General features: G+C 55.1%; 19 protein-coding genes, 1 pseudogene and 1 riboswitch. Of the genes and pseudogenes, 8 read left to right on the plus strand and 12 right to left on the minus strand.

Annotated elements, in window-relative coordinates; all coding sequences use genetic code 11:
* Positions 1-121: 121 nt before the first annotated feature.
* Positions 122-832: a 2OG-Fe(II) oxygenase gene (locus tag HB779_RS17980; protein ID WP_188343618.1), complete on the minus strand. Its 711-nt coding sequence runs from the start codon at positions 830-832 to the stop codon at positions 122-124.
* 241 nt (positions 833-1,073) lie between these two features.
* On the opposite strand from HB779_RS17980, the gene HB779_RS17985 reads away from it, so the two are divergent.
* The 5 genes and pseudogenes from HB779_RS17985 (at position 1,074) to HB779_RS18005 (ending at position 7,804) form a co-directional block, all read left to right on the plus strand.
* Complete coding sequence (locus tag HB779_RS17985; protein WP_188343619.1) at positions 1,074-1,490, plus strand: hypothetical protein; 417 nt, start codon at positions 1,074-1,076, stop codon at positions 1,488-1,490.
* A gap of 108 nt (positions 1,491-1,598) precedes the next feature.
* Positions 1,599-4,132: pseudogene (gene secD, locus HB779_RS17990) on the plus strand (protein translocase subunit SecD).
* Between the two features lie 185 nt (positions 4,133-4,317).
* Positions 4,318-6,075 carry a YbaL family putative K(+) efflux transporter gene (ybaL, locus tag HB779_RS17995; protein ID WP_188343620.1) on the plus strand — a complete coding sequence of 586 codons (1,758 nt, stop codon included), beginning with the start codon at positions 4,318-4,320 and terminating at the stop codon, positions 6,073-6,075.
* A gap of 57 nt (positions 6,076-6,132) precedes the next feature.
* Complete coding sequence (locus tag HB779_RS18000; RefSeq protein WP_188343621.1) at positions 6,133-7,083, plus strand: lysylphosphatidylglycerol synthase domain-containing protein; 951 nt, start codon at positions 6,133-6,135, stop codon at positions 7,081-7,083.
* 157 nt (positions 7,084-7,240) lie between these two features.
* Entirely contained in the window at positions 7,241-7,804 is a 564-nt protein-coding gene (locus HB779_RS18005; protein WP_188345995.1) for an alpha/beta hydrolase, read from the plus strand.
* Positions 7,805-7,815: 11 nt separating this feature from the next.
* On the opposite strand, the gene cysW is transcribed toward HB779_RS18005, so the two are convergent.
* From cysW to HB779_RS18025, 4 genes are all read right to left on the minus strand, one after another.
* Positions 7,816-8,682: a sulfate ABC transporter permease subunit CysW gene (gene cysW, locus HB779_RS18010; protein ID WP_188343622.1), complete on the minus strand. Its 867-nt coding sequence runs from the start codon at positions 8,680-8,682 to the stop codon at positions 7,816-7,818.
* Entirely contained in the window at positions 8,666-9,508 is an 843-nt protein-coding gene (gene cysT / locus HB779_RS18015; RefSeq protein WP_188343623.1) for a sulfate ABC transporter permease subunit CysT, read from the minus strand. The genes cysW and cysT overlap by 17 nt, the downstream gene beginning before the upstream one ends.
* Before the next feature lie 98 nt (positions 9,509-9,606).
* Positions 9,607-10,611, minus strand: coding sequence for a sulfate ABC transporter substrate-binding protein (locus HB779_RS18020; protein WP_188343624.1), 1,005 nt, complete (start codon positions 10,609-10,611; stop codon positions 9,607-9,609).
* 274 nt (positions 10,612-10,885) lie between these two features.
* Positions 10,886-11,077, minus strand: coding sequence for a hypothetical protein (locus HB779_RS18025; protein WP_188343625.1), 192 nt, complete (start codon positions 11,075-11,077; stop codon positions 10,886-10,888).
* 304 nt (positions 11,078-11,381) lie between these two features.
* Between HB779_RS18025 and HB779_RS18030 the strand changes: the two genes are divergently transcribed.
* Entirely contained in the window at positions 11,382-11,831 is a 450-nt protein-coding gene (locus HB779_RS18030) for an Rrf2 family transcriptional regulator (RefSeq protein WP_188343626.1), read from the plus strand.
* Between the two features lie 148 nt (positions 11,832-11,979).
* Here HB779_RS18030 and HB779_RS18035 read toward each other — a convergent pair whose 3' ends face one another.
* The gene (locus HB779_RS18035) at positions 11,980-12,933 is read right to left on the minus strand and encodes an IS110 family transposase (protein WP_188343404.1); all 954 of its coding nucleotides are present in this window, start codon (positions 12,931-12,933) and stop codon (positions 11,980-11,982) included.
* Here HB779_RS18035 and HB779_RS25775 point away from each other — a divergent pair.
* Complete coding sequence (locus HB779_RS25775) at positions 12,932-13,357, plus strand: hypothetical protein (RefSeq protein ID WP_371823869.1); 426 nt, start codon at positions 12,932-12,934, stop codon at positions 13,355-13,357. The two genes, HB779_RS18035 and HB779_RS25775, sit on opposite strands and share 2 nt — an antisense overlap.
* Positions 13,309-13,779: a class I SAM-dependent methyltransferase gene (locus HB779_RS18040; protein ID WP_371823939.1), complete on the plus strand. Its 471-nt coding sequence runs from the start codon at positions 13,309-13,311 to the stop codon at positions 13,777-13,779. The genes HB779_RS25775 and HB779_RS18040 overlap by 49 nt, the downstream gene beginning before the upstream one ends.
* A 25-nt stretch (positions 13,780-13,804) precedes the next feature.
* Here HB779_RS18040 and HB779_RS18045 read toward each other — a convergent pair whose 3' ends face one another.
* The 6 genes from HB779_RS18045 to rpsU form a co-directional block, all read right to left on the minus strand.
* Positions 13,805-14,578 (minus strand): thiazole synthase, encoded by a 774-nt coding sequence (locus tag HB779_RS18045; protein WP_188343627.1) that lies wholly within the window; start codon positions 14,576-14,578, stop codon positions 13,805-13,807.
* Positions 14,579-14,581: 3 nt separating this feature from the next.
* On the minus strand, positions 14,582-14,779 hold the full coding sequence (gene thiS / locus HB779_RS18050; protein ID WP_188343628.1) for a sulfur carrier protein ThiS: 198 nt from the start codon (positions 14,777-14,779) through the stop codon (positions 14,582-14,584).
* A gap of 2 nt (positions 14,780-14,781) precedes the next feature.
* Positions 14,782-15,744, minus strand: coding sequence for a glycine oxidase ThiO (gene thiO / locus HB779_RS18055; RefSeq protein WP_188343629.1), 963 nt, complete (start codon positions 15,742-15,744; stop codon positions 14,782-14,784).
* Positions 15,744-17,576 carry a phosphomethylpyrimidine synthase ThiC gene (thiC, locus tag HB779_RS18060; RefSeq protein ID WP_188343630.1) on the minus strand — a complete coding sequence of 611 codons (1,833 nt, stop codon included), beginning with the start codon at positions 17,574-17,576 and terminating at the stop codon, positions 15,744-15,746. Before thiC ends, thiO begins: the two co-directional genes overlap by 1 nt.
* A gap of 100 nt (positions 17,577-17,676) precedes the next feature.
* Positions 17,677-17,793: riboswitch (TPP riboswitch) on the minus strand.
* An 84-nt stretch (positions 17,794-17,877) separates the two neighbouring features.
* Positions 17,878-18,453 (minus strand): NADPH-dependent FMN reductase, encoded by a 576-nt coding sequence (locus tag HB779_RS18065; RefSeq protein ID WP_188343631.1) that lies wholly within the window; start codon positions 18,451-18,453, stop codon positions 17,878-17,880.
* A 204-nt stretch (positions 18,454-18,657) separates the two neighbouring features.
* The gene (gene rpsU, locus HB779_RS18070; protein WP_188343632.1) at positions 18,658-18,930 is read right to left on the minus strand and encodes a 30S ribosomal protein S21; all 273 of its coding nucleotides are present in this window, start codon (positions 18,928-18,930) and stop codon (positions 18,658-18,660) included.
* Positions 18,931-19,095 lie beyond the last annotated feature (165 nt).

The raw sequence follows: 19,095 nt of genomic DNA on the forward strand, positions 1-19,095 counted from the left end.
TAGTGATCAATCTCCAATCCCCTCTCTTGCGATTTCTAGCACTTAGCCAAGAGGCTAAGATGCTGAAATCGCTTTCTCCCCCACAAGGGGGGAGATAAACCCACCTGATACTGCAATCCCCCTACTTCGAATCGTGAAAGATAATCCCAAGCGTATGCCGCTTGCCGCTTCTGATACGGCTGACGCCATGGCGCATATTCACCCGGTAAAATCCGCGCGATCCGTTGACCGGGCGCTGGCTCACCGGAAAAATCACACCATCGCCTTGCTTGAGTGGCACCACTTCGACACGCGATTGCATGCGCGGACGCTGTTCCGTCAGGACAAACTCTCCGCCGCTGAAATCTTTTTCGGGCTCTTTCAGCAGGAACGCGACCTGCAGCGGAAAGACATGAACGCCGTAAATGTCCTGATGCAGGCAGTTATAATCACCCTCGCTATACTCCAGCAGCAATGGTGTGGGCCGGTCTTGCCCGGCAGCATGACAACGTTCGATGAAAGCCCAATGCTTTTTTGGATACCGAATTTCGATGCCCATCTGCTCATTCCAGCGATTGGCTATCAATGCCAACGGCTCATACAGCGACTGCCGCAATGAGGCCACGAGTGCCGGAAGCGGGTAGGAAAAATATTTGTACTCGCCCCGCCCAAACCCGTGCCGCGCCATAACGATACGTTTGCGAAAGGCCGCATCGTCGGGATAGGCATCCGCCAGATTCTGACAATCCGATCTTGAAAGAACGTTGCGCAGAACAGCACAACCAAAACTATTCAGCGCTGTTTCTGCGGCATCCCAATCGATATTTTCCGGCTTATCCACAACGTCAGGCATCTGAATTTCCCAAATCAAAAACGATGCGTGATGGAAACTCATTCAACCGCCAACAACCACCCGATTCCTGTTTCCTGCACGCAAAACGGAATAAACACCTGTCAAACCACCGGAAAAGATCGGGTTTTTTGACCTGTTGCACATCACGCACGACGATTTTAGATGACTCAGGTCCCCGGACTTCATAAATAGAGTCGCAACGAGGGTCGAAAGCTCGCGCCGTGAAACATTGGAAACGCATATGAGCTTTTACAGGAATGGCAAATCAGGAAGGCGTGGGTCCGCTCCGCTGCTGATTTCTATTTTCTGGCTTATTGCAACGTTGGGCGCGCTTTATATCGCAGCGCCTGAAACCGATCTGCGCAATAATCGCGCCAATGCGCCGGTTCGTGACGATGCGCGGGTGGCGCATGAAAATGACAATCGTTCAGCGCCCGCACAGAATTCGATGCGTATCGCCGCCCTCGAGGCCCTGCACCTTAAAATCAAGAGCAGCCTACGCGCGAACGCAGAAACGCATGACGGCCTCTTGCCGAATACCCGCCAGCTCTTTTTCGCAGATCGTCATCACACGGCCTCAAACGAAATTCGTTCAAGCATCATTCTTGAACAGATCAGCCTTTTCAGGGCCCGGGCACCTCCCTCCGCTACTGCCTGAGGCTGTCTGTTGCTCGGCAACGGACACAACCAACAACATCGGCAGCCGCCCGGAACAGGTGACATCATCTCTCGGCAGCACAGCCGCAATTCATAACGGAACACTGATATGCGTACTTCGAAATGGGTTCTTGGAACCTATATTTTCATTATTGTCGCGGGTATTATTCTTGCGCTCCCGAATTTGTTCACCAAGGCTCAGCTTGATGCATTGCCAAACTGGCTGCCAAAGAAGCAGATCGCGCTTGGTCTCGATCTTCGCGGTGGTTCTTACCTCGTCCTTGAAGTCGATGCTGCGGCGCTGAAAAAGACCGTGTTCGCGCCATGCTCGATGACGCTCGCAATAAGCTTCGCACCGAGCGGATTCAGGCTCAGTCCATCCGGCTGGCTGGTGATTCTGTCGTCGTTACGATTACTGATCCGGCACAGCGTGACCGTGCAGTAACTGTGCTGAAAGAACTGACAGCTCAAGTCGCACAGGTCGGCTTTGCGGCTCCTGTGAGTGATATCGACATTACCGCGACTGACAATCAGGTACGCCTCACATTGACTGACGCTGGTATGAAAGACAGGCTCGACAACGCTTTGCAGCAGAGTCTTGAAATTGTCCGCCGCCGCGTCGATCAGGTCGGTGTTGCCGAACCTTCGATCCAGCGTGTCGGTTCAGATCGTATCGTTGTCCAGCTTCCGGGTCTTCAGGATCCATCGCAGTTGCGCCAGCTGCTCGGCAGCACGGCCAAGATGACATTCCACATGGTTGCTGACCGGAATTTCGGCGATACGCCGCCGCCCGGCATCTCCATCCTTCCGGATGCTAAAAACCCTGCCGAGACTTATCCGGTCGAGGATCGCGTCGCTCTCAGTGGCGAACGTCTCACGGACGCCCGTGCAGCCTTTGATCCGCAGACCAATCAGCCGATCATTTCCTTCCGCTTCGACAATGTTGGTGCGCGTCAGTTTGCTGACATTACCAGCCAGAATGTCGGCCGTCCGTTCGCCATCGTGCTCGACGGCAAAGTGCTGACTGCACCGGTGATTCAGGTGCCAATCACCGGTGGCTCCGGTCAGATTACCGGCAACTTCACCGTTCAGGACACGGTTACCACAGCGGCTCTGCTCCGCGCCGGTGCATTGCCAGCACCCCTGACCGTTATTGAAGAGCGTACTGTCGGCCCAGATCTTGGCGGCGACGTCATCAAGATGGGTATCCTAACCGGTCTTGTCGGTTTTGCCCTCGTTGTCGGCTTTATCTTTGTTCTTTACGGAACATGGGGCTTCATTGCCAATCTGGCGCTGGCGCTTAACGTTATCCTGACATTCGGCGTCCTCAGCCTCATCGGCGCAACCCTTACCCTGCCCGGCATTGCCGCTATTATCCTTGGTATCGGCTTCGCGGTCGATGCGAACATTCTGATCAACGAACGTATCCGGGAAGAAGCCCGCAAAGGCATTGGCGCCATGGCCGCTGTCGACCGTGGTTTCAAACATGCCTACGCAACCATCGTGGACGCCAACGTCACCCACCTTATTTCGACGCTGCTGCTGTTCCTCTTCGGCACCGGTCCAATCCGTGGTTTCGCGGTGACGATGGTCATTGGCACGCTCATTTCAATGTTCACTGCCGTTACTGTTGTCCGCATTGTCATGACGGCTATTGTGCGCCGCCGGAAGATGAAGACGATCCACATCGAACATGTGGTCAAGCTCGTGCCGGAGACCACGAAAATCTCCTTCATGAACGCGCGATTCTTCGGTATCGGCGTTTCGATCTTCCTGTCGATTGCCTCGATCATCCTGTTCATCCACCCGGGCCTCAACTATGGCATCGACTTCAAGGGCGGTATTCAGGTTGCAATCACCACATCCAAGCCTGCCGATCTCGCTTCCATGCGCAGTTCGCTTGAAGATCTCGGCCTCGGAGAGGTTGTGCTTCAGCAGGCGGGTGGCGACAATCAGGTCCTGATCCGTGTTCAGCGTCAGGAAGGCGGCGAAGAAGCCCAGACAGTCGCTGTGACCAAGGTCAAGGCAGCAGTCGAAAAGCTCGATGCCGGTGTGAAGATCGAAAGCTCGGAAGTTGTCGGGCCGAAGGTCAGTCAGGAACTGGCACGCTCTGGTGTTCTTGCGGTTATCCTCGCCAGTATCGCCATGCTGCTTTACATCTGGTGGCGGTTTGAGTGGCACTTCGCACTTGGTGCCATTGCCACACTCATCCTCGATACGACCAAAACGGTTGGTTTCTTTGCTCTGATGGGTCTGGATTTCAACCTCACCGCCATTGCCGCGCTTCTGACAATGATCGGTTATTCCGTCAACGATAAGGTCGTGGTCTATGACCGCATGCGCGAGAACTTGCGCATTCACAAGAAGATGCCACTGCGCGAGATCATTGATATGAGTATCAATCAGACCCTGGCACGTTGTATCTACACATCCGTGACGATCTTCCTTGCCATGCTGCCCATGGCAATCTGGGGCGGCAAGGCCGTGGAAAACTTTGCTCTCCCGATGTTGTTCGGTGTTGTGATCGCCACAAGTTCGTCGATCTTCATTGCAGCACCGATCCTTCTGCTGCTTGGAACATGGTGGGAAAAAAATCATACCCATCGCATCGGATCGAGCGAAACCCCGGCTGTGAAGAGCTGATCAGACTTTGATCTAAGCAGTTCAGGCTAAATATCTGCGGCGTATGGAAAAAATTGCATTTCCTGCGCCGCAGACTGACAAAAGTTGTTTGCAAGACATCATGTGTACGCAATACTGAGGCAGTCATTAGCTGCTCGCAGTTTGATTTGATTTTTTCATCACGACCAAGGGGGAGACACCGACATATGCCTCATGAAACGCCGCTGATTGCGACAATCGTTGTGGGCCTTGTGGTGGCCTTCATATTCGGTGCGATTGCCAACCGTCTGCGCGTTCCTCCCCTTGTCGGTTACCTGCTCGCCGGTGTGCTTGCCGGATCCCATACACCCGGTTTTGTCGCCGATCAGGAATTGGCTTCAGAACTCGCCGAAATCGGCGTCATTCTGCTGATGTTCGGTGTCGGTCTGCATTTCTCCCTGAAGGATTTGCTGTCCGTCCGCGCGATCGCCATTCCCGGCGCGATTGTGCAAATCATGGTCGCGACTCTGCTGGGTGCAGGCCTCGCCTGGATTCTCGGCTGGAGCATGCAGGCCGGTTTTGTCTTTGGTCTTGCCCTATCGGTTGCCAGTACCGTTGTGCTCCTGCGGGCCATGCAGGAACGCCGCCTGATCGAGACTGAGCGCGGACGCATTGCCGTTGGCTGGCTGATCGTCGAAGACCTTGCCATGGTTCTGGCTCTGGTACTCTTGCCGGCCATCGCCGATGTCGTCAATGGCAAGAACCCCGCCGCTGATGCTGCTGCCCATGTGGCAAGTGATCCAATAGCTGCCTATTTCAATCTTGGTATTGGCGGCATCATTGCGCTGACACTGGGCAAGGTTGCGGCATTTGTTGCGCTCATGCTCGTGGTTGGCCGCCGTGTCATTCCGTGGACGCTCCACACCATTGCCCACACCGGCTCGCGTGAACTTTTCCGCCTAGCCGTTCTGGCAATTGCCTTGGGCGTAGCCTTCGGCGCTTCAAAACTGTTCGGCGTCTCGCTGGCGCTCGGCGCGTTCTTTGCTGGCATGATCATGAGCGAGTCCGAACTCAGCCATCGTGCCGCCGAGGAATCCCTGCCATTGCGCGACGCTTTTGCCGTGCTGTTCTTCGTGTCGGTCGGTATGTTGTTTGATCCGATGACGATCATCAACGATCCCCTGCCCCTGCTGGCTACTCTGGCCATCATCGTCGTCGGCAAATCCATCGCCGCATTTTTCATTGTACTGGCTTTTGGTTATCCCACCGGCACGGCCCTGATTATTTCGGCGAGTCTGGCGCAGATAGGCGAATTCTCGTTCATTCTCGCTGAGCTTGGTGTTGGTTTCGGCATGCTACCGGAAGAAGGCCGGGATCTCATTTTGGGTGGCGCGATCCTTTCGATTCTTTTGAATCCGCTGGTGTTTGCCGGCGTCGGTTATCTCAAACCCTGGCTGGAAAAACGATCAGCGCCTGCGGTCGACGCGAGCCCGGAAACCGTCATTGTTGAAGAGCCTGATGTGGAGGAACTGCATCAGACATCGCTTACCGGTCACGCTGTCCTTATCGGTTATGGACGCGTCGGCAGTCTGGTCGGCGATGCGCTGAAGGAAGCAGGCAAACCGTTTCTCGTTATCGAGGACGCTGACAAAACCGTCGCAAAACTCCGCGATGATGAGGTCGAAACAATTGTTGGAAATGCTGCAAATGGGGATGTTCTGGCAGCAGCCAATCTTGCGGAGGCGCGTCAGCTGATCATTGCTATTCCCAACGCTTTTGAAGCAGGACAGATTGTGGTCAAGGCGCGTGCGGCCAACCCGGTGATCAGTATTCTGGCCCGTGCACATTCGGACGCAGAAGTTCAGCATTTGCAGGATTTGGGGGCAGATGCAGTGATCATGGGTGAAAGGGAAATCGCCCGTGGTATTGTTGCGCATATTCTCGATCTCGATCAGCCCAAACCAGAGGAACCGGTCACAGCATAACGACAAAAACGGGGTTCGCGGCGCAAGCCAGGTGAGAATGACTAGGCAGGAATGAGCATGAAATTAAAGGATTACGTTTGGCCAGTGATCGGACTGGCTGCAGTTGGTGTCTCCGCATGGCTTCTCTACCGGGAGCTGCGGAGCATTTCGCTGGATGACGTGATCCATAGCCTTTATGCAATCCCTACACATCGCTGGATTCTGGCTGCTCTCGCCTCGCTTCTCGCCTATGCTGCACTTGCCGGATACGATCGCATTGCTCTCTTGCATCTCAGGCGCAAAATTTCCTGGGTGTTTATTACGCTTTGTTCGTTCACCACCTATGCGCTTTCGCACAATATTGGCGCGTCGATGATATCGGGTGCCGTTGTCCGCTACCGGGCCTATTCCTCGCAGGGAATGAGCGGCCCGGAAATCGCCCTGCTGATCGCCTTCTGTTCGTTCACATTCATGCTCGGAACGATCACGCTCAGCGCCATTGTGCTGCTGCTCGAGCCCGATATCCTGCAACGATTCAACGACGAACTGCCGCTGTCCGTCAGCTATCTCCTGGGGTTTGGCGCTCTGGCATTTGTCTGTCTTTATGTTTTCGGCAGCTGGTTACAGTTGCGCCCATTGCGCATCCGCAAATTCACCCTTGAATATCCGCGCCTCGCTGTGGTGGCTCAACAATTGATTGTTGGACCACTGGAACTCATCGGTGCAGCGGCCATCATTTACTTTACGCTGCCTGAAGCCGGTAATCCGGGCTTCCTGATTATCCTCGGCATCTTCCTCATCTCTTTCTCCGCCGCGCTCATTTCCCATGCCCCGGGTGGCCTTGGCGTATTGGAACTGGTGTTTCTGACTGGCCTGCCGGATATGAATCAGGCTGATGTACTCGCGGCCCTTATCATCTTCCGCCTGTTCTATCTGTTGATCCCGTTTGCTCTGTCGCTGCTTGTCGTCCTGTTCTTTGAGCGTTCTCAATTGCTCCTGCGCTGGTACAAGAAGGACACCGAGAGCTAGAAAAGCTCTTGTGGATTTCACGATTCCAGAATTTGGCGTTGGAATTATTTTCCATTCCTCTCTGACTTTAGAGCCCTATTCCTTCAATGAACGGGGCGGCACACCTATTTTCAGGCTCTGACTTCAATATTTCCTCCCGAGATTGGAAGGATGAGCACTGATGACGACATTGATAATTCCGGGATATCGCGGCTCTGAAAAAGGCCATTGGCAGCAGCAGTGGCTGGCCGATGACGATTCCGCCCGGCTCATTGAACAGGAAGATTGGGAGAACCCGGTACTTTCTCAATGGTTGCACGTGCTGGAAGCTGCGATTTCGGAAACGCCGAACGCCATCCTTGTTGCCCATAGCCTGGGATGCGTTCTTGTCGCCCATCTTGCCAGTCGCCCTTCCGCGGCCCACGTCGCAGGTGCTGTTCTGGTCGCACCTGCAGATGCGGAGCGCATGGCCGTGCAGGATTCGAAATTCCGCAGCTTCGCGCCTTTACCCCGCCATGATTTTGGTTTTCCCTCTATCGTCGCGGCAAGCCGCGATGACCCCTATATGTCCTTCAACAAAGCGCAGGCTCTGGCGGAAATCTGGGGCTCCGGCTTTGTCGATATGCGTAACGCCGGTCATATCAACGTCGCCAGTGGCTTTGGTTCGTGGCGAGAGGGCTATATTCTGGCCGACTCCATGCGCCGCCGGGTCCACTCTTTTCGCACCCAGCGCGCCGCTTGAAGCATTTGTATCTAGGCTGATTGCTTCCGTTCCAGAAGATATTTCAGGACGAGCGTAACCACCGCAATCAATGCCAGGGTCGATGAGGCGGCAAACGCGCCGGTTACATTGTAGTCGTTGAACAGCAGTTCAATCTGCAATGGCAGCGTGTTTGTCTGGCCACGAATAGCGCCGGACACCACCGACACCGCACCGAACTCGCCCATCACGCGCGCATTGCAAAGCACAGCGCCGTAAAGCAGGGCCCAGCGAATATTGGGCAGTGTTACATAGAAGAAGGTTTGCAACCCGGTCGCACCAAGGGTGATGGCAGCTTCCTCATCCTCGCTGCCCTGCGCTTGCATCAGAGGGATGAGCTCGCGTGCGACAAAGGGGCTCGTGACAAACAGGCTGACGAGAAAGATTGCCGGGACCGTAAACATGATCTTGATGTCGTAGGTTTCCAGCAATGGTCCGAGCAGACCCTGACTGCCGTAGAGAAAGAGATAGGTCACACCTGCAACAATCGGCGATACGGAAAACGGTATCTCGACAAATGTAATCAGCAATCCCCGCCCCGGAAAGCGGAAACGCGTCACCAGCCATGCCACGCAGATGCCGAAGATCATATTGATCGGCACGACGACAAGGGCTGTCAACACGGTCAGCCAGACGGCATGGACCGTAGCGGGCTGGGTGATCTGCGTGAAATAGACGGCAACGCCTTCACGCAATGCGTAGGTGAAGATCACCGCTATCGGCACACCGATGAAAAGCGCAGACAGAACGATGGCCGACACGATCAACAGCCAATGCGACAGCCGTCCGGGTTGCTGGCCATGACGCCGCGAGGATTGCGCTTGGACAGCTGGTGCGCCGAGATCAGTTGCGGTCTGCATAACGGAGCTGCCAGGCTTGGATGGAATTTGTGATAAAGAGCATGAGGAACGCCATAACCAGCATCACCGTCGCGAGCGCCGCCGCTGCCGGATAGTCATATTCGTCAAGCCTGATGAAAACCAGCAACGACATGACCTCGGTTTCAAATGGTAAGTTTCCCGAGATGAAAACAATTGCCCCGAACTCGCCAAGACTACGGGCGAATGACAGGCTGCAACCGGCAATGAATGCCGGGAAAATAGCTGGCCAAATGACTTTGGCAAATATCTGCCAGTTCGTGGCGCCGAGCGATCGGGCCGCCTCTTCAACATCAAGCGCAACGTCCTCCAGCACCGGCTGGACCGTACGGACGACGAAGGAGATACTGGTGAACATCATGGCAAGCGCGATCCCGAGCGGCGCGTAGGCAACCTTGATGCCAAGAGGTTCAAGAAACTGGCCAAACCAGCCATTGGCGGAAAATACCGTCACAAGAGCAAGGCCGGCAACCGCCGTGGGCAGGGCAAATGGCAGATCAATTACCGCATCAAGCAAGCGCCTGCCCGGAAAATCATAGCGGACAAGCACCCAAGCCAACAGGAGGCCGAACAATGCGTTGAACAGGGTTGCGAGCGCCGCCGCCCCGACGGTGATCCGATAGGTTGCAAGCGCCCGCTCGGAAGAAATAATCGTCCAGAATTCCGGCCAGCCAAGATTGAATGATTTGTACAGCATCGCCAGCAATGGCAGCGCAACAATGATCGTAAAATACAGCAAAGTTACCCCAAGGGTCAGGCTGAACCCCGGCAATATTCCTCGCTGACTGGATTTTGAAAACAATGACATGGTCAGTTTCTAAGGCCTGCTCCCGCGAAAGCAAGCAAGGGTTGAAAAGAATGCGGCGCAGCTTCAACACTGCGCCGTTCTCCTGTTCAAATTTCAAATCAACGCTTGGTGAAAACCTTGTCGAGAATGCCGCCTTCGGCAAAATGTTCTTTCGACAATTTATCCCAACCACCGAACACATCCTCGACCGTCACCAGACGCGTTGCGGGAAACTGCGCTGCATATTTCGCTTTGACGGTCTCGTCGTTCACCCGGTTGAAATTCTGGGCCAGAATATCCTGCCCCTCCGGCGTGTAGAGAAACTTCAGATAACTCTCTGCAATGGCCCTTGATCCGCGCTTATCGACCACTTTGTCGACAACAGTCACCGGGAATTCGGCCAGCAAACTGACGGGCGGAACAATTGCATCATATTTGGTTTCGCCCAATTGTTTGCGTGTACCAAGCACTTCCGCTTCGAAGGTGATCAACACATCGCCGATGCCGCGTTCGGCGAAAGTTGTGGTTGCCGCACGGCCGCCGGTATCGAAGACCGGAACATTGGCGAACAGCTTCTTGACGAATTCCTGCGCCTTTGCATCATCCTTGTTGAAGGCTTCAAGCGCATAGGCATAGGCAGCAAGATAGGTATAGCGCGCATTGCCCGATGTCTTGGGATTGGGGAAAATCACTTTCACGTCGTCGCGAACCAGATCATCCCAGTTCTTGATATGCTTCGGATTACCTGCGCGAACCAGAAACGCCGGAAAGGAATAATAGGGCGAGGATTTGTTCGGCAGACGTGACTGCCAGTCGGCAGGGATAAAGTTGCCCTTGTCGTGCAGGACCTGAACATCCGTCACCTGATTAAACGTCACGACGTCAGCTTCCAGACCTTCAAGAATGGACCGCGCCTGTTTTGAAGAGCCAGCATGCGATTGGTTGACCGTGATGTCTTTACCCGTCTCCTTTTTGTACGCTGCGTTGAACGCTTTGTTGATCTGCTCATAAAGCTCGCGCGAAACATCGTAGGATACATTGAGAATATCCGTCGGCTCGGCCGCCTTCACAGGTCCAAGACCAAGCGCCAGCGCAACCGTGGCGTAGAGGAACAGTTTCTTCATTGCATTCTCCCAAGCAGACAGCACGGCTCGCACTGTCATTATTGACCCAGCCCCATCCCACCCGACGATTTCATAGGAGAACGGATATTTTTTCTGAGAATGCCGTCAATTTTCCGGGAGCGGAAGAATTGACGTTCCAACAATTGCCTTCGTGCTAAAACTTTATTCCAATAAATGTCTAAAATGAAATATCCGCCCCTGAAAAGGCGTCAGGAACGCAACCCGTTTCTACCTCGCCAAAGCGCGAGGCAGTATGTCGAGAAAGAATGCGGTCTTACCAGAAGCCGCGATGCTGCCAGCACCAGAGGAAATCTTCCTCGGTCCAGTTGCGATGACGCTTGGCGGAAGCCTCGTCACTATCGCGTTTCTTCGGATCGCGTGCATCGACATCAAGAGTTTCGGCGGTGAATACCTCACGCCATAGGCGTTCGGCCCGATTAAAAATGCCTGATACTTCACTGTACATTGCGACCTCCATAAACGATTGGGTTGCAGAGTGCAGTTGCCTCGAGAGGTCAACCGATACTCAATGATGACCGGTTGAAAAAATTTGTCAACAATCACTACCTGTTTAATCGTGTATTGGTTTTAACGCTTTCGAAACTTCTTCGGAGCTTAATTCTTAATGAATTATTATTTTTCAGAGCCTTAACGGCCATTTTTAAGACATTCGCCCGCCTTCAAAAAACTCAATTTTTTAACATTTTTGTACTAGAAAATGTCACGCGAGGGACTATGACTGCATCACATACGGTAGTCAGGCAAAGAAAATGATATCGCAAAAAGCCAAATATGCTCTCAGGGCGCTGGTCGTTCTGGCACGGGCTGACGCCGAAAAAGCTCTGTTCATTTCGGACATCGCGGAAGAGCAGAACATTCCAAAGAAGTTTCTTGAGCAAATTCTGCTCGACCTGAAACATCAGGGCATCGTGATGAGCCGCCGCGGTAAGATGGGCGGCTATTTGCTGCTCAAACCGGCGGAGGATATTACCTTTGGCGAAGTCCTGCGCCTGATCGACGGGCCGATTGCGCCACTGCCTTGCCTGAGCAAGATTGCTTATCGCCGTTGCGAGGATTGCGAAAGCGAAGACAATTGCGAAATCCGCCATGTTTTCAGCGAAGTCGCCAATGTGACGCGCGGCGTGCTGGACAAGACAACTATTGCCGATTGCCTCGCCTATGGCGGCAATGGCAAATTGCCTGCGGTGCTGGACAGCTGATTTTTCAAACGGGATTGGTGCCGGATTTGAGTGGCGCGTGGTTCGACAAGCTCACCATGAGGGAGAGTGCGGCTGAAAGGTTAACCGGAAAGATTGCAGGATATGGCTCCTTGCAATCTTCACTTTCCCTCATGGTGAGCAACTGTGTTTATGTTTGAATGTTTGGTTGCCAATCTGTTTGGTTTTTGATCATTGCGTTGAGGGTGACGATGAGCTTTCGCATGAGTGCGACAATGGCCAGTTTGAAGGGCTTTCCGTTGGCTCTGAGCCTTTGATAGAAGGCGGCGAGCGGGTGTTTTGCGCAACGTATGACGCTTAAGGATGCCATATAGAGGACGCGGCGGATGCCTGCCCGTCCGCCCTGGCACTTTCCGCTGCGGCTGCTGTTTCCCGATTGGCGCGGATGCGGAGCAACGCCGGTCAGGCTGGCCGCCTGACGGCTGGATAGCGTGCCAAGCTCGGGCATGGAGCCGATGAGTTCGGCGGTCAGGACGGGACCGGCTCCCGGCATCGAGGCGATGCGCCTTGCCGTTTGTGCCTGTGCGGGATTGCGGGCTATGGCGCTGCGTATATGTGCTTCCAGTGTCTTGATGGCTTTGATGTGCTGGTCCATCAACACGCCAATGATGCTGGCAGCATCCGCATCGCCCATGCGCGCCTCGTGGCTTTTCAGCTCACTCAGTCCGGCAATCAACCGGCGGCGCAATGTCGTCAACTCTTTGATGGCGCTCATGGTTGTGGACCGGATCGCCGGTTTGCGGGTGGCAACGGCAACCTGCAGTGCCCGGGCAATGGCGATCGCATCCAGCCGGTCCGTCTTGGCCCGCCGGCCCGTCAGGCGGCTATGGGAGCGCACATCGGAAGGATGCAGGCAATAGGCTGCCATGCCAGCTTCACCCAGCACAATCAGCAGGCAATCCTCATAACCGCCTGTGGCTTCACAGCCAAAGGCAACCCCTTCCAGCACACCGATGCGCTGCAGCAAAAGACCAACGCCTGCGCGGCTGTTGGGCACCCGCAGTTCCAGCCCATCAGGCAAACAATGCAGATCGAGGTAAGCCTTGCTCACATCGATGCCGACAAAACGCGTAAACTGTGTCATGATGAAAACCCCTGGCTTGTCATGCGGGGTCGATGCCCCTGGCAACTGTTCGGGTGTCATCGAAGGACCGGGCCTTGCTCACCATCGGACTGGCAAACGTCCGGCTGTCGAAACGGCCTCAGGTCCATCGGTCCACGTGCCGTCAATGGGCACGTGGACCAAGCCAGTATACACACTTCAAACAGACAAGCTTGTCGAACCACGCAACAAATACGAGTACAGTCCATCAATCTACGTCGAGGAACTCATGACCGCCAATGACCCTGAAACGCTGGCATTCTACGCCGATGAGGCAGTCCGTTATGCCAATCAGTCGCAAGCACGCTCCTTTGACCATCTCGACACCTATCTGCAACTCTTGCCCCAAACGCAGCCATCCTTGAGCTTGGCTGCGGTGGCGGGGATGACACCGCACATATGCTGAAAAATGGCTTCCTTGTCACACCGACCGACGGATCGCCGGAAATTGCAGCTGAAGCACAAAAACGCCTCGGCATTCCTGTCAGCGTTCTGCAGTTTCAGGATATTGCCGCTGAAAGCGCATATGACGGAGTTTGGGCAAGCGCCTGTCTCTTGCATGTGCCGCGCAGCGCCCTGCCCGATATTATCAACCATATTCACCGCGCCCTGAAACCCGGCGGCAAATTCTTTGCCAGCTTCAAGGCAGGCGCCGCCGAAGGCCGGGACAAATTCGGCCGCTACTTCAATTATCCTTCGCCGGATTGGCTGCGTGAGGCCTATCAGGACCACCGCTGGCAGGACATTGCCATCACGTCCTTGATGGGCAGCGGCTATGACAATGAGCCGACCGAGTGGCTCCATGCTGTTGCAACCAAACCCAAGTAACGAGGCGGCAGGGTTCAGTCTCCCCTCACGTAAAAACAGCTTTCCCGATGACCGGCGTCGATGGCACCGCAACATCGCGTGGCTCCAGCATACCCGCGTGATAGGCAATGTTTCCAGCTTTGGCGGCCATCGCGAAAGCAGCAGCCATTGCAACCGGATCTCCGGCTTTGGCCACCGCCGTATTGAGCAAGATTGCATCAAAGCCCAATTCCATCACCGTTGCAGCGTGTGACGGTCTACCCAATCCCGCATCAATGACCATTGGAACATCCGGGAAATGCCCCCGCAATGCGCGCAAGGCATGAAGATTGAGCGGCCCCAGGGCCGAACCAATAGGTGCGCACCATGGCATCAGGACTTCGCATCCAGCCTCAAGCAATCGCTCCGCCACAATCAAATCGTCTGTCGTGTAGGGGAAAACCTTGAACCCATCTTCCGACAAAATTCGCGCTGCTTCCACCAGCGCGAAGACGTCGGGTTGCAAGGTGTCATGATTGCCGATGACTTCGAGTTTGATCCAGTCCGTTTTGAAAATGTCCCGGGCCATTTGTGCCGTCAGCACCGCTTCCTTGACGGTATGACAACCTGCAGTGTTCGGCAGAACGTGCACTCCGAGCGACTGGATGAGTGACCAGAACTTGTCCCCCGATTTACCGCCCGCCATCTCACGGCGCAGCGAAACCGTAACAACCTTGGTTTCCGAAGCCGTCACAGCCTCCATCAGGATCGCTGGCGAAGGATATTGCGCGGTTCCGAGCAACAATCGCGATGATAATTCCTTGCCGTATACACTCAGCATTGCTCAGCCTCCCTGCCGGGGGGTCAAAATTTCCACCCTGTCGCCATCTTTGAGATTGCAGGCCGGACGGACGGATGCGCTCACCAGTTCCCCATTGAGTGCTGTCGCAAGCCAGTCGCCTTCATATTCAAGTTCGCCCAGCAATTCGCTCAGCGTTTGCGAGGTGACCTCTTGTTCCTCACCGTTCACCGTGAGTTTCATAGTCAATTCACCTTCTCCTGTTCAAAAACCATCGCCGCTGCCCGCATCGCCATGGCTGGCGCAAGCAAGAATCCATGGCGATATAAACCGTTGATACGGATCACATTGCCCTCTTGCTCTACACGCGGAAAATTATCCGTATAAGCGGGTCTCACGCCGACGCCCGTTTCTACGATTACCGCTTCGCCGAAAGCCGGGTGCAGACTGTAGGCCGCGTTGAGCAATTCCATCATGGAGCGCGCGGTGATCGGCCCGGTTGCGTCGCTCTCGATCATTGTCGCGCCGACCATAAACATCTGGCCGGAACGCGGAACGATATAGACGGGGAAACGCGGATGCAGCAGGCGTACTGGCCGCGACAGCGTCACGTCACTGGTTTGCAGCAACAGCATCTCGCCGCGTACCCCGCGCAACGCCTGATTTGTTCGTGAATAGCCGGTACAATCGATAACGAAATCGAACTCACCGTCTCGGTTAGGCGTCGGATTGGTCTGGAAACGCACGCCTGATAAAACAAGCTTGGCTTCAAGCGCAATCAGAGCTTGGCGCGGATCAAGATGAGCCTCTCCCCTAAAGAACAGACCCTTGCGGAAACGTCCGGCAAGATCAGGCTCGATATCTGCCAGTTCCTCCGCATCGACATTGACAAACCCCGACGTTCTCGAGCCAAAACGTCCCAGCTCTCCACTGTCACGTGCCGGTGCCAGAACCAGTGTGCCATTCCTGACGACAGCGCCGGGCAGAACGCTTTCCCACCAAGCCGCGGCTTTCAGACCCAGACCGAGCACGGGCTGGTCAGCGCTCTCGCGTTCGCAATAAGGCGCAAGCATACCGCCCGCATACCACGAGGCAGTCACGGACTTGTCCCGGCGGGGGTCGTGCACCGTTACTGCCGCACCTCCCGCCATCAGTTCGTGGGCGGCTGTCAAACCCGCCACGCCAGCGCCTTTTACGAGCACATGCATCAGAAATCGTCACCCGATGCTGCGAGCGCTGCTTTTTCAGACTTCAGCGGCATGTAGAGTTCGCCGCCCTGGCGGAACTTTTCTGCCATGGCTGTCATGCCCTCTTTCTGCGCTTCGGCGCGAATGTCATGCGAAATCCGCATCGAGCAGAATTTTGGCCCGCACATCGAACAGAAATGCGCAACTTTGTGGGCCTCCTTCGGCAGCGTTTCATCGTGGAACAGCCGCGCTGTCTCCGGATCGAGCGACAGGTTGAACTGATCTTCCCAGCGAAACTCGAAGCGCGCCCGTGACAGGGCATCGTCCCGCACCTGCGCAGCCGGATGGCCTTTTGCCAGATCGGCCGCATGAGCCGCGATCTTGTAGGTGATCACGCCTATCTTCACATCATCACGGTTCGGCAGTCCGAGATGCTCCTTCGGCGTCACATAACAAAGCATGGCAGTACCGAACCAGCCAATCATCGCTGCACCGATACCGGAGGTGATATGGTCATAACCCGGCGCGATGTCCGTGGTGAGCGGTCCCAGCGTGTAAAAAGGCGCCTCGCCGCACACCGCAAGCTGTTTGTCCATGTTGGCTTTGATCTTGTGCATCGGCACATGACCGGGGCCTTCGATCATCACCTGACAGTCTTTGGCCCACGCGATCTGCGTGAGCTCGCCAAGCGTCTCCAGTTCGGCAAATTGGGCCGCGTCATTGGCATCAGCGATCGAACCGGGGCGCAGGCCGTCACCGAGCGAGAAACTCACATCATAGGCACGGCAGATGTCGCAGATTTCCTCGAAATGCTCATAGAGAAAGCTTTCGCGGTGGTGATGCAGGCACCATTTGGCCATGATCGAACCGCCACGCGATACAATGCCGGTGACCCGCTCCACAGTCAGCGGGATGTAGTGCAACCGTACACCCGCATGGATGGTGAAATAATCGACGCCCTGCTCCGCCTGCTCGATCAGCGTATCGCGGTAGACTTCCCATGTCAGGTCTTCGGCAATGCCGCCAACCTTCTCCAGCGCCTGATACAGCGGCACCGTGCCGATCGGAACCGGCGCATTGCGGATGATCCATTCGCGGATGTTGTGGATATTACGGCCGGTGGAGAGGTCCATGACCGTATCGCCACCCCAACGGATCGCCCAGACCATCTTCTCCACTTCCTCCGCCATGGAGGAAGTAACTGCCGAGTTGCCGATATTGGCGTTGATTTTCACCAGAAAGTTGCGGCCAATAATCATAGGCTCCAGCTCAGGGTGATTGACGTTGGCTGGAATGATCGCCCTGCCCCGTGCAATCTCTTCGCGGACAAACTCGGGGGTAACGTAGTCGGGAACTGATGCACCAAAGGAATTGCCGTCGCGCTCCAGCTTGGCACGGGCCGCTTCCCGCCCGAGATTTTCGCGGATCGCTACAAACTCCATTTCCGGCGTGATGATACCCGCGCGGGCATAGGCAAGTTGCGTGACGGCTTTTCCGTCCTTTGCTTTGAGCGGACGATTGCGAACCGGAAATTCCGGCGTCAGACGATCACCGGTCACAAATCCATTGTCTTCGATTTTAATATGGCGCCCGTCATAGGCAGCCAGATCATTATTGTGAGCAAGCCAGCTTTCCCGGATACGCGGCAGGCCTTTGGCGATATCGATAGCCGCATTTGCATCCGTGTACGGCCCGGACGAGTCATACACTGTCACCGGCGGCTCACCGGAGGTCGGATGCACGGATATCTGGCGTAACGGGACGCGTATATCCGGATGGATATGTCCGGGTTTGTATATTTTGATCGACGCGGGCAGTGGTCCTGCCGAAACGGTCGGGGTAATTGCGGTCATCATCAGGCTCCTTAGCTGTTAAGCGTGGAAACCCAGTTCTGTGCCGGAAGGATGAAAAGAGATTGCGAATCCGAATACGGATGATGTGCCGAGGCAGACTCGCATGACTTTCGCACCGTCCCTACGCCAGTATGAACTGGATCAGGTTCAACGGGTCACTGCGCTGCGAAAGCCAGCAGAATATCAGCCCCTTGTCGGGACCCCCCTGGTGAATGTCTTAAATTGAGCTTCCGACCCGCCATTTGTCAAGCGGATCGAAAGACCCATATGTCGCGGCACCCTGGCAAAGCCGGGATGCCACTCAAGAATCAGGAAGCCGCAAAGGCTTCAAGGCATTGCTCCACTTGAGCAATTCACCGGTCATCGTATTGGCACCGGTTGTCACCAGTTCGTTGGCCTGAAACACGCCTTCATCATTGATGAACTGCTGAAACGCCGGAACCGGAACACCCTCCGGAATCGGAACCGCCCGCAATCCCACCAACAGACCCTTGACCGATTCGACCGAACGCAAGCCGCCGGACACACCGCCATAGCTGACAAAACCAACCGGTTTGTAGTTCCATTCCTGCCAGAGATAGATGATCGCATTGGTCAGGGATGGCGGGGCAAAGTAATCATATTCTGGCGTGACGAAAACGGTTGCATCGCCGGATTCGATGAGTGCGCTCCATTTCTTCGTATGCGCATGCTCGTATTTCTTGGCCCGAGGATGGTTCGGTTCATCGAAAATCGGCAGGTTGAGATCAGCAAGATCAATCAGAACCGGCTCGAACCGGCCATCCTGTTTGACGAAATCATAGAACCACTTTGAAACAGGCTGTCCTGCCCGGCCCGGGCGGGTGCTGACGTGGACGATATTCAGTTTCGGTGCCATTCACGGGTCTCCATAAGGCTTGAACACGATGGTTCATGAATAGGCGTGCCGTGGTGGCGCGCACAAGAAGGCACTTTTTTGAAACCGGGTAATACGGAAGTGAACCGGGCACTTGCGGCCGAATTTTCATAAAACGAAACCCGCTCCAGCGTGGCTGTGCGGGTTCTGTCGCGTTTTACAAAAACCGGCGTCGCCGGTCATTGATTATCGGTTGTTGAAATCGCCACCGGCGGAAGCTGGACGGGCAACCCGTTCCTTCTTCTTTGGACCAGGAAGCAGACCTTCGCGCTGAGCCTGCTTGCGTGCAGCCTTGCGGGCGCGGCTAACGGCTTCAGCTTTTTCACGGACACGGCGCTCGGATGGCTTTTCAAAAGCCTGGCGCGCCTTCATTTCGCGAAAGAGACCTTCGCGCTGCATCTTCTTTTTCAGAACCCGAAGGGCCTGTTCAACATTGTTATCACGGACGAGAACTTGCAATCGTTTTCCTTACCCATGCTTGCCTCGTCTTGCGGTCTATCAACCACAATCAGACAAGCGTTTGATGAATTACCACAACGGCAATCCGGAGAAGCGCGGACTTTATTCATTCCCGCGCTAAAAATCCAGTGCATCCAAGCCGATTTGCTTGGAAGTCCTGCAAAT

This window comes from Phyllobacterium sp. 628, assembly GCF_014189505.1.
GTDB lineage: Bacteria > Pseudomonadota > Alphaproteobacteria > Rhizobiales > Rhizobiaceae > Phyllobacterium.

What these genes read in the sequence shown, in the direction of transcription:
- HB779_RS18035 (WP_188343404.1), bottom strand. Translation starts at nt 12,933, where the DNA reads ATGACACAGTTTACGCGTTTTGTCGGCATCGATGTGAGCAAGGCTTAC.
- HB779_RS25775 (WP_371823869.1), top strand. Translation starts at nt 12,932, where the DNA reads ATGATGAAAACCCCTGGCTTGTCATGCGGGGTCGATGCCCCTGGCAAC.
- thiC (WP_188343630.1), bottom strand. Translation starts at nt 17,576, where the DNA reads ATGACCGCAATTACCCCGACCGTTTCGGCAGGACCACTGCCCGCGTCG.
- HB779_RS17985 (WP_188343619.1), top strand. Translation starts at nt 1,074, where the DNA reads ATGAGCTTTTACAGGAATGGCAAATCAGGAAGGCGTGGGTCCGCTCCG.
- HB779_RS17980 (WP_188343618.1), bottom strand. Translation starts at nt 832, where the DNA reads ATGCCTGACGTTGTGGATAAGCCGGAAAATATCGATTGGGATGCCGCA.
- ybaL (WP_188343620.1), top strand. Translation starts at nt 4,318, where the DNA reads ATGCCTCATGAAACGCCGCTGATTGCGACAATCGTTGTGGGCCTTGTG.
- HB779_RS18045 (WP_188343627.1), bottom strand. Translation starts at nt 14,578, where the DNA reads ATGCTGAGTGTATACGGCAAGGAATTATCATCGCGATTGTTGCTCGGA.
- cysW (WP_188343622.1), bottom strand. Translation starts at nt 8,682, where the DNA reads ATGCAGACCGCAACTGATCTCGGCGCACCAGCTGTCCAAGCGCAATCC.
- HB779_RS18020 (WP_188343624.1), bottom strand. Translation starts at nt 10,611, where the DNA reads ATGAAGAAACTGTTCCTCTACGCCACGGTTGCGCTGGCGCTTGGTCTT.
- HB779_RS18030 (WP_188343626.1), top strand. Translation starts at nt 11,382, where the DNA reads ATGATATCGCAAAAAGCCAAATATGCTCTCAGGGCGCTGGTCGTTCTG.
- HB779_RS18025 (WP_188343625.1), bottom strand. Translation starts at nt 11,077, where the DNA reads ATGTACAGTGAAGTATCAGGCATTTTTAATCGGGCCGAACGCCTATGG.
- HB779_RS18000 (WP_188343621.1), top strand. Translation starts at nt 6,133, where the DNA reads ATGAAATTAAAGGATTACGTTTGGCCAGTGATCGGACTGGCTGCAGTT.
- thiO (WP_188343629.1), bottom strand. Translation starts at nt 15,744, where the DNA reads ATGCATGTGCTCGTAAAAGGCGCTGGCGTGGCGGGTTTGACAGCCGCC.
- HB779_RS18065 (WP_188343631.1), bottom strand. Translation starts at nt 18,453, where the DNA reads ATGGCACCGAAACTGAATATCGTCCACGTCAGCACCCGCCCGGGCCGG.
- cysT (WP_188343623.1), bottom strand. Translation starts at nt 9,508, where the DNA reads ATGTCATTGTTTTCAAAATCCAGTCAGCGAGGAATATTGCCGGGGTTC.
- thiS (WP_188343628.1), bottom strand. Translation starts at nt 14,779, where the DNA reads ATGAAACTCACGGTGAACGGTGAGGAACAAGAGGTCACCTCGCAAACG.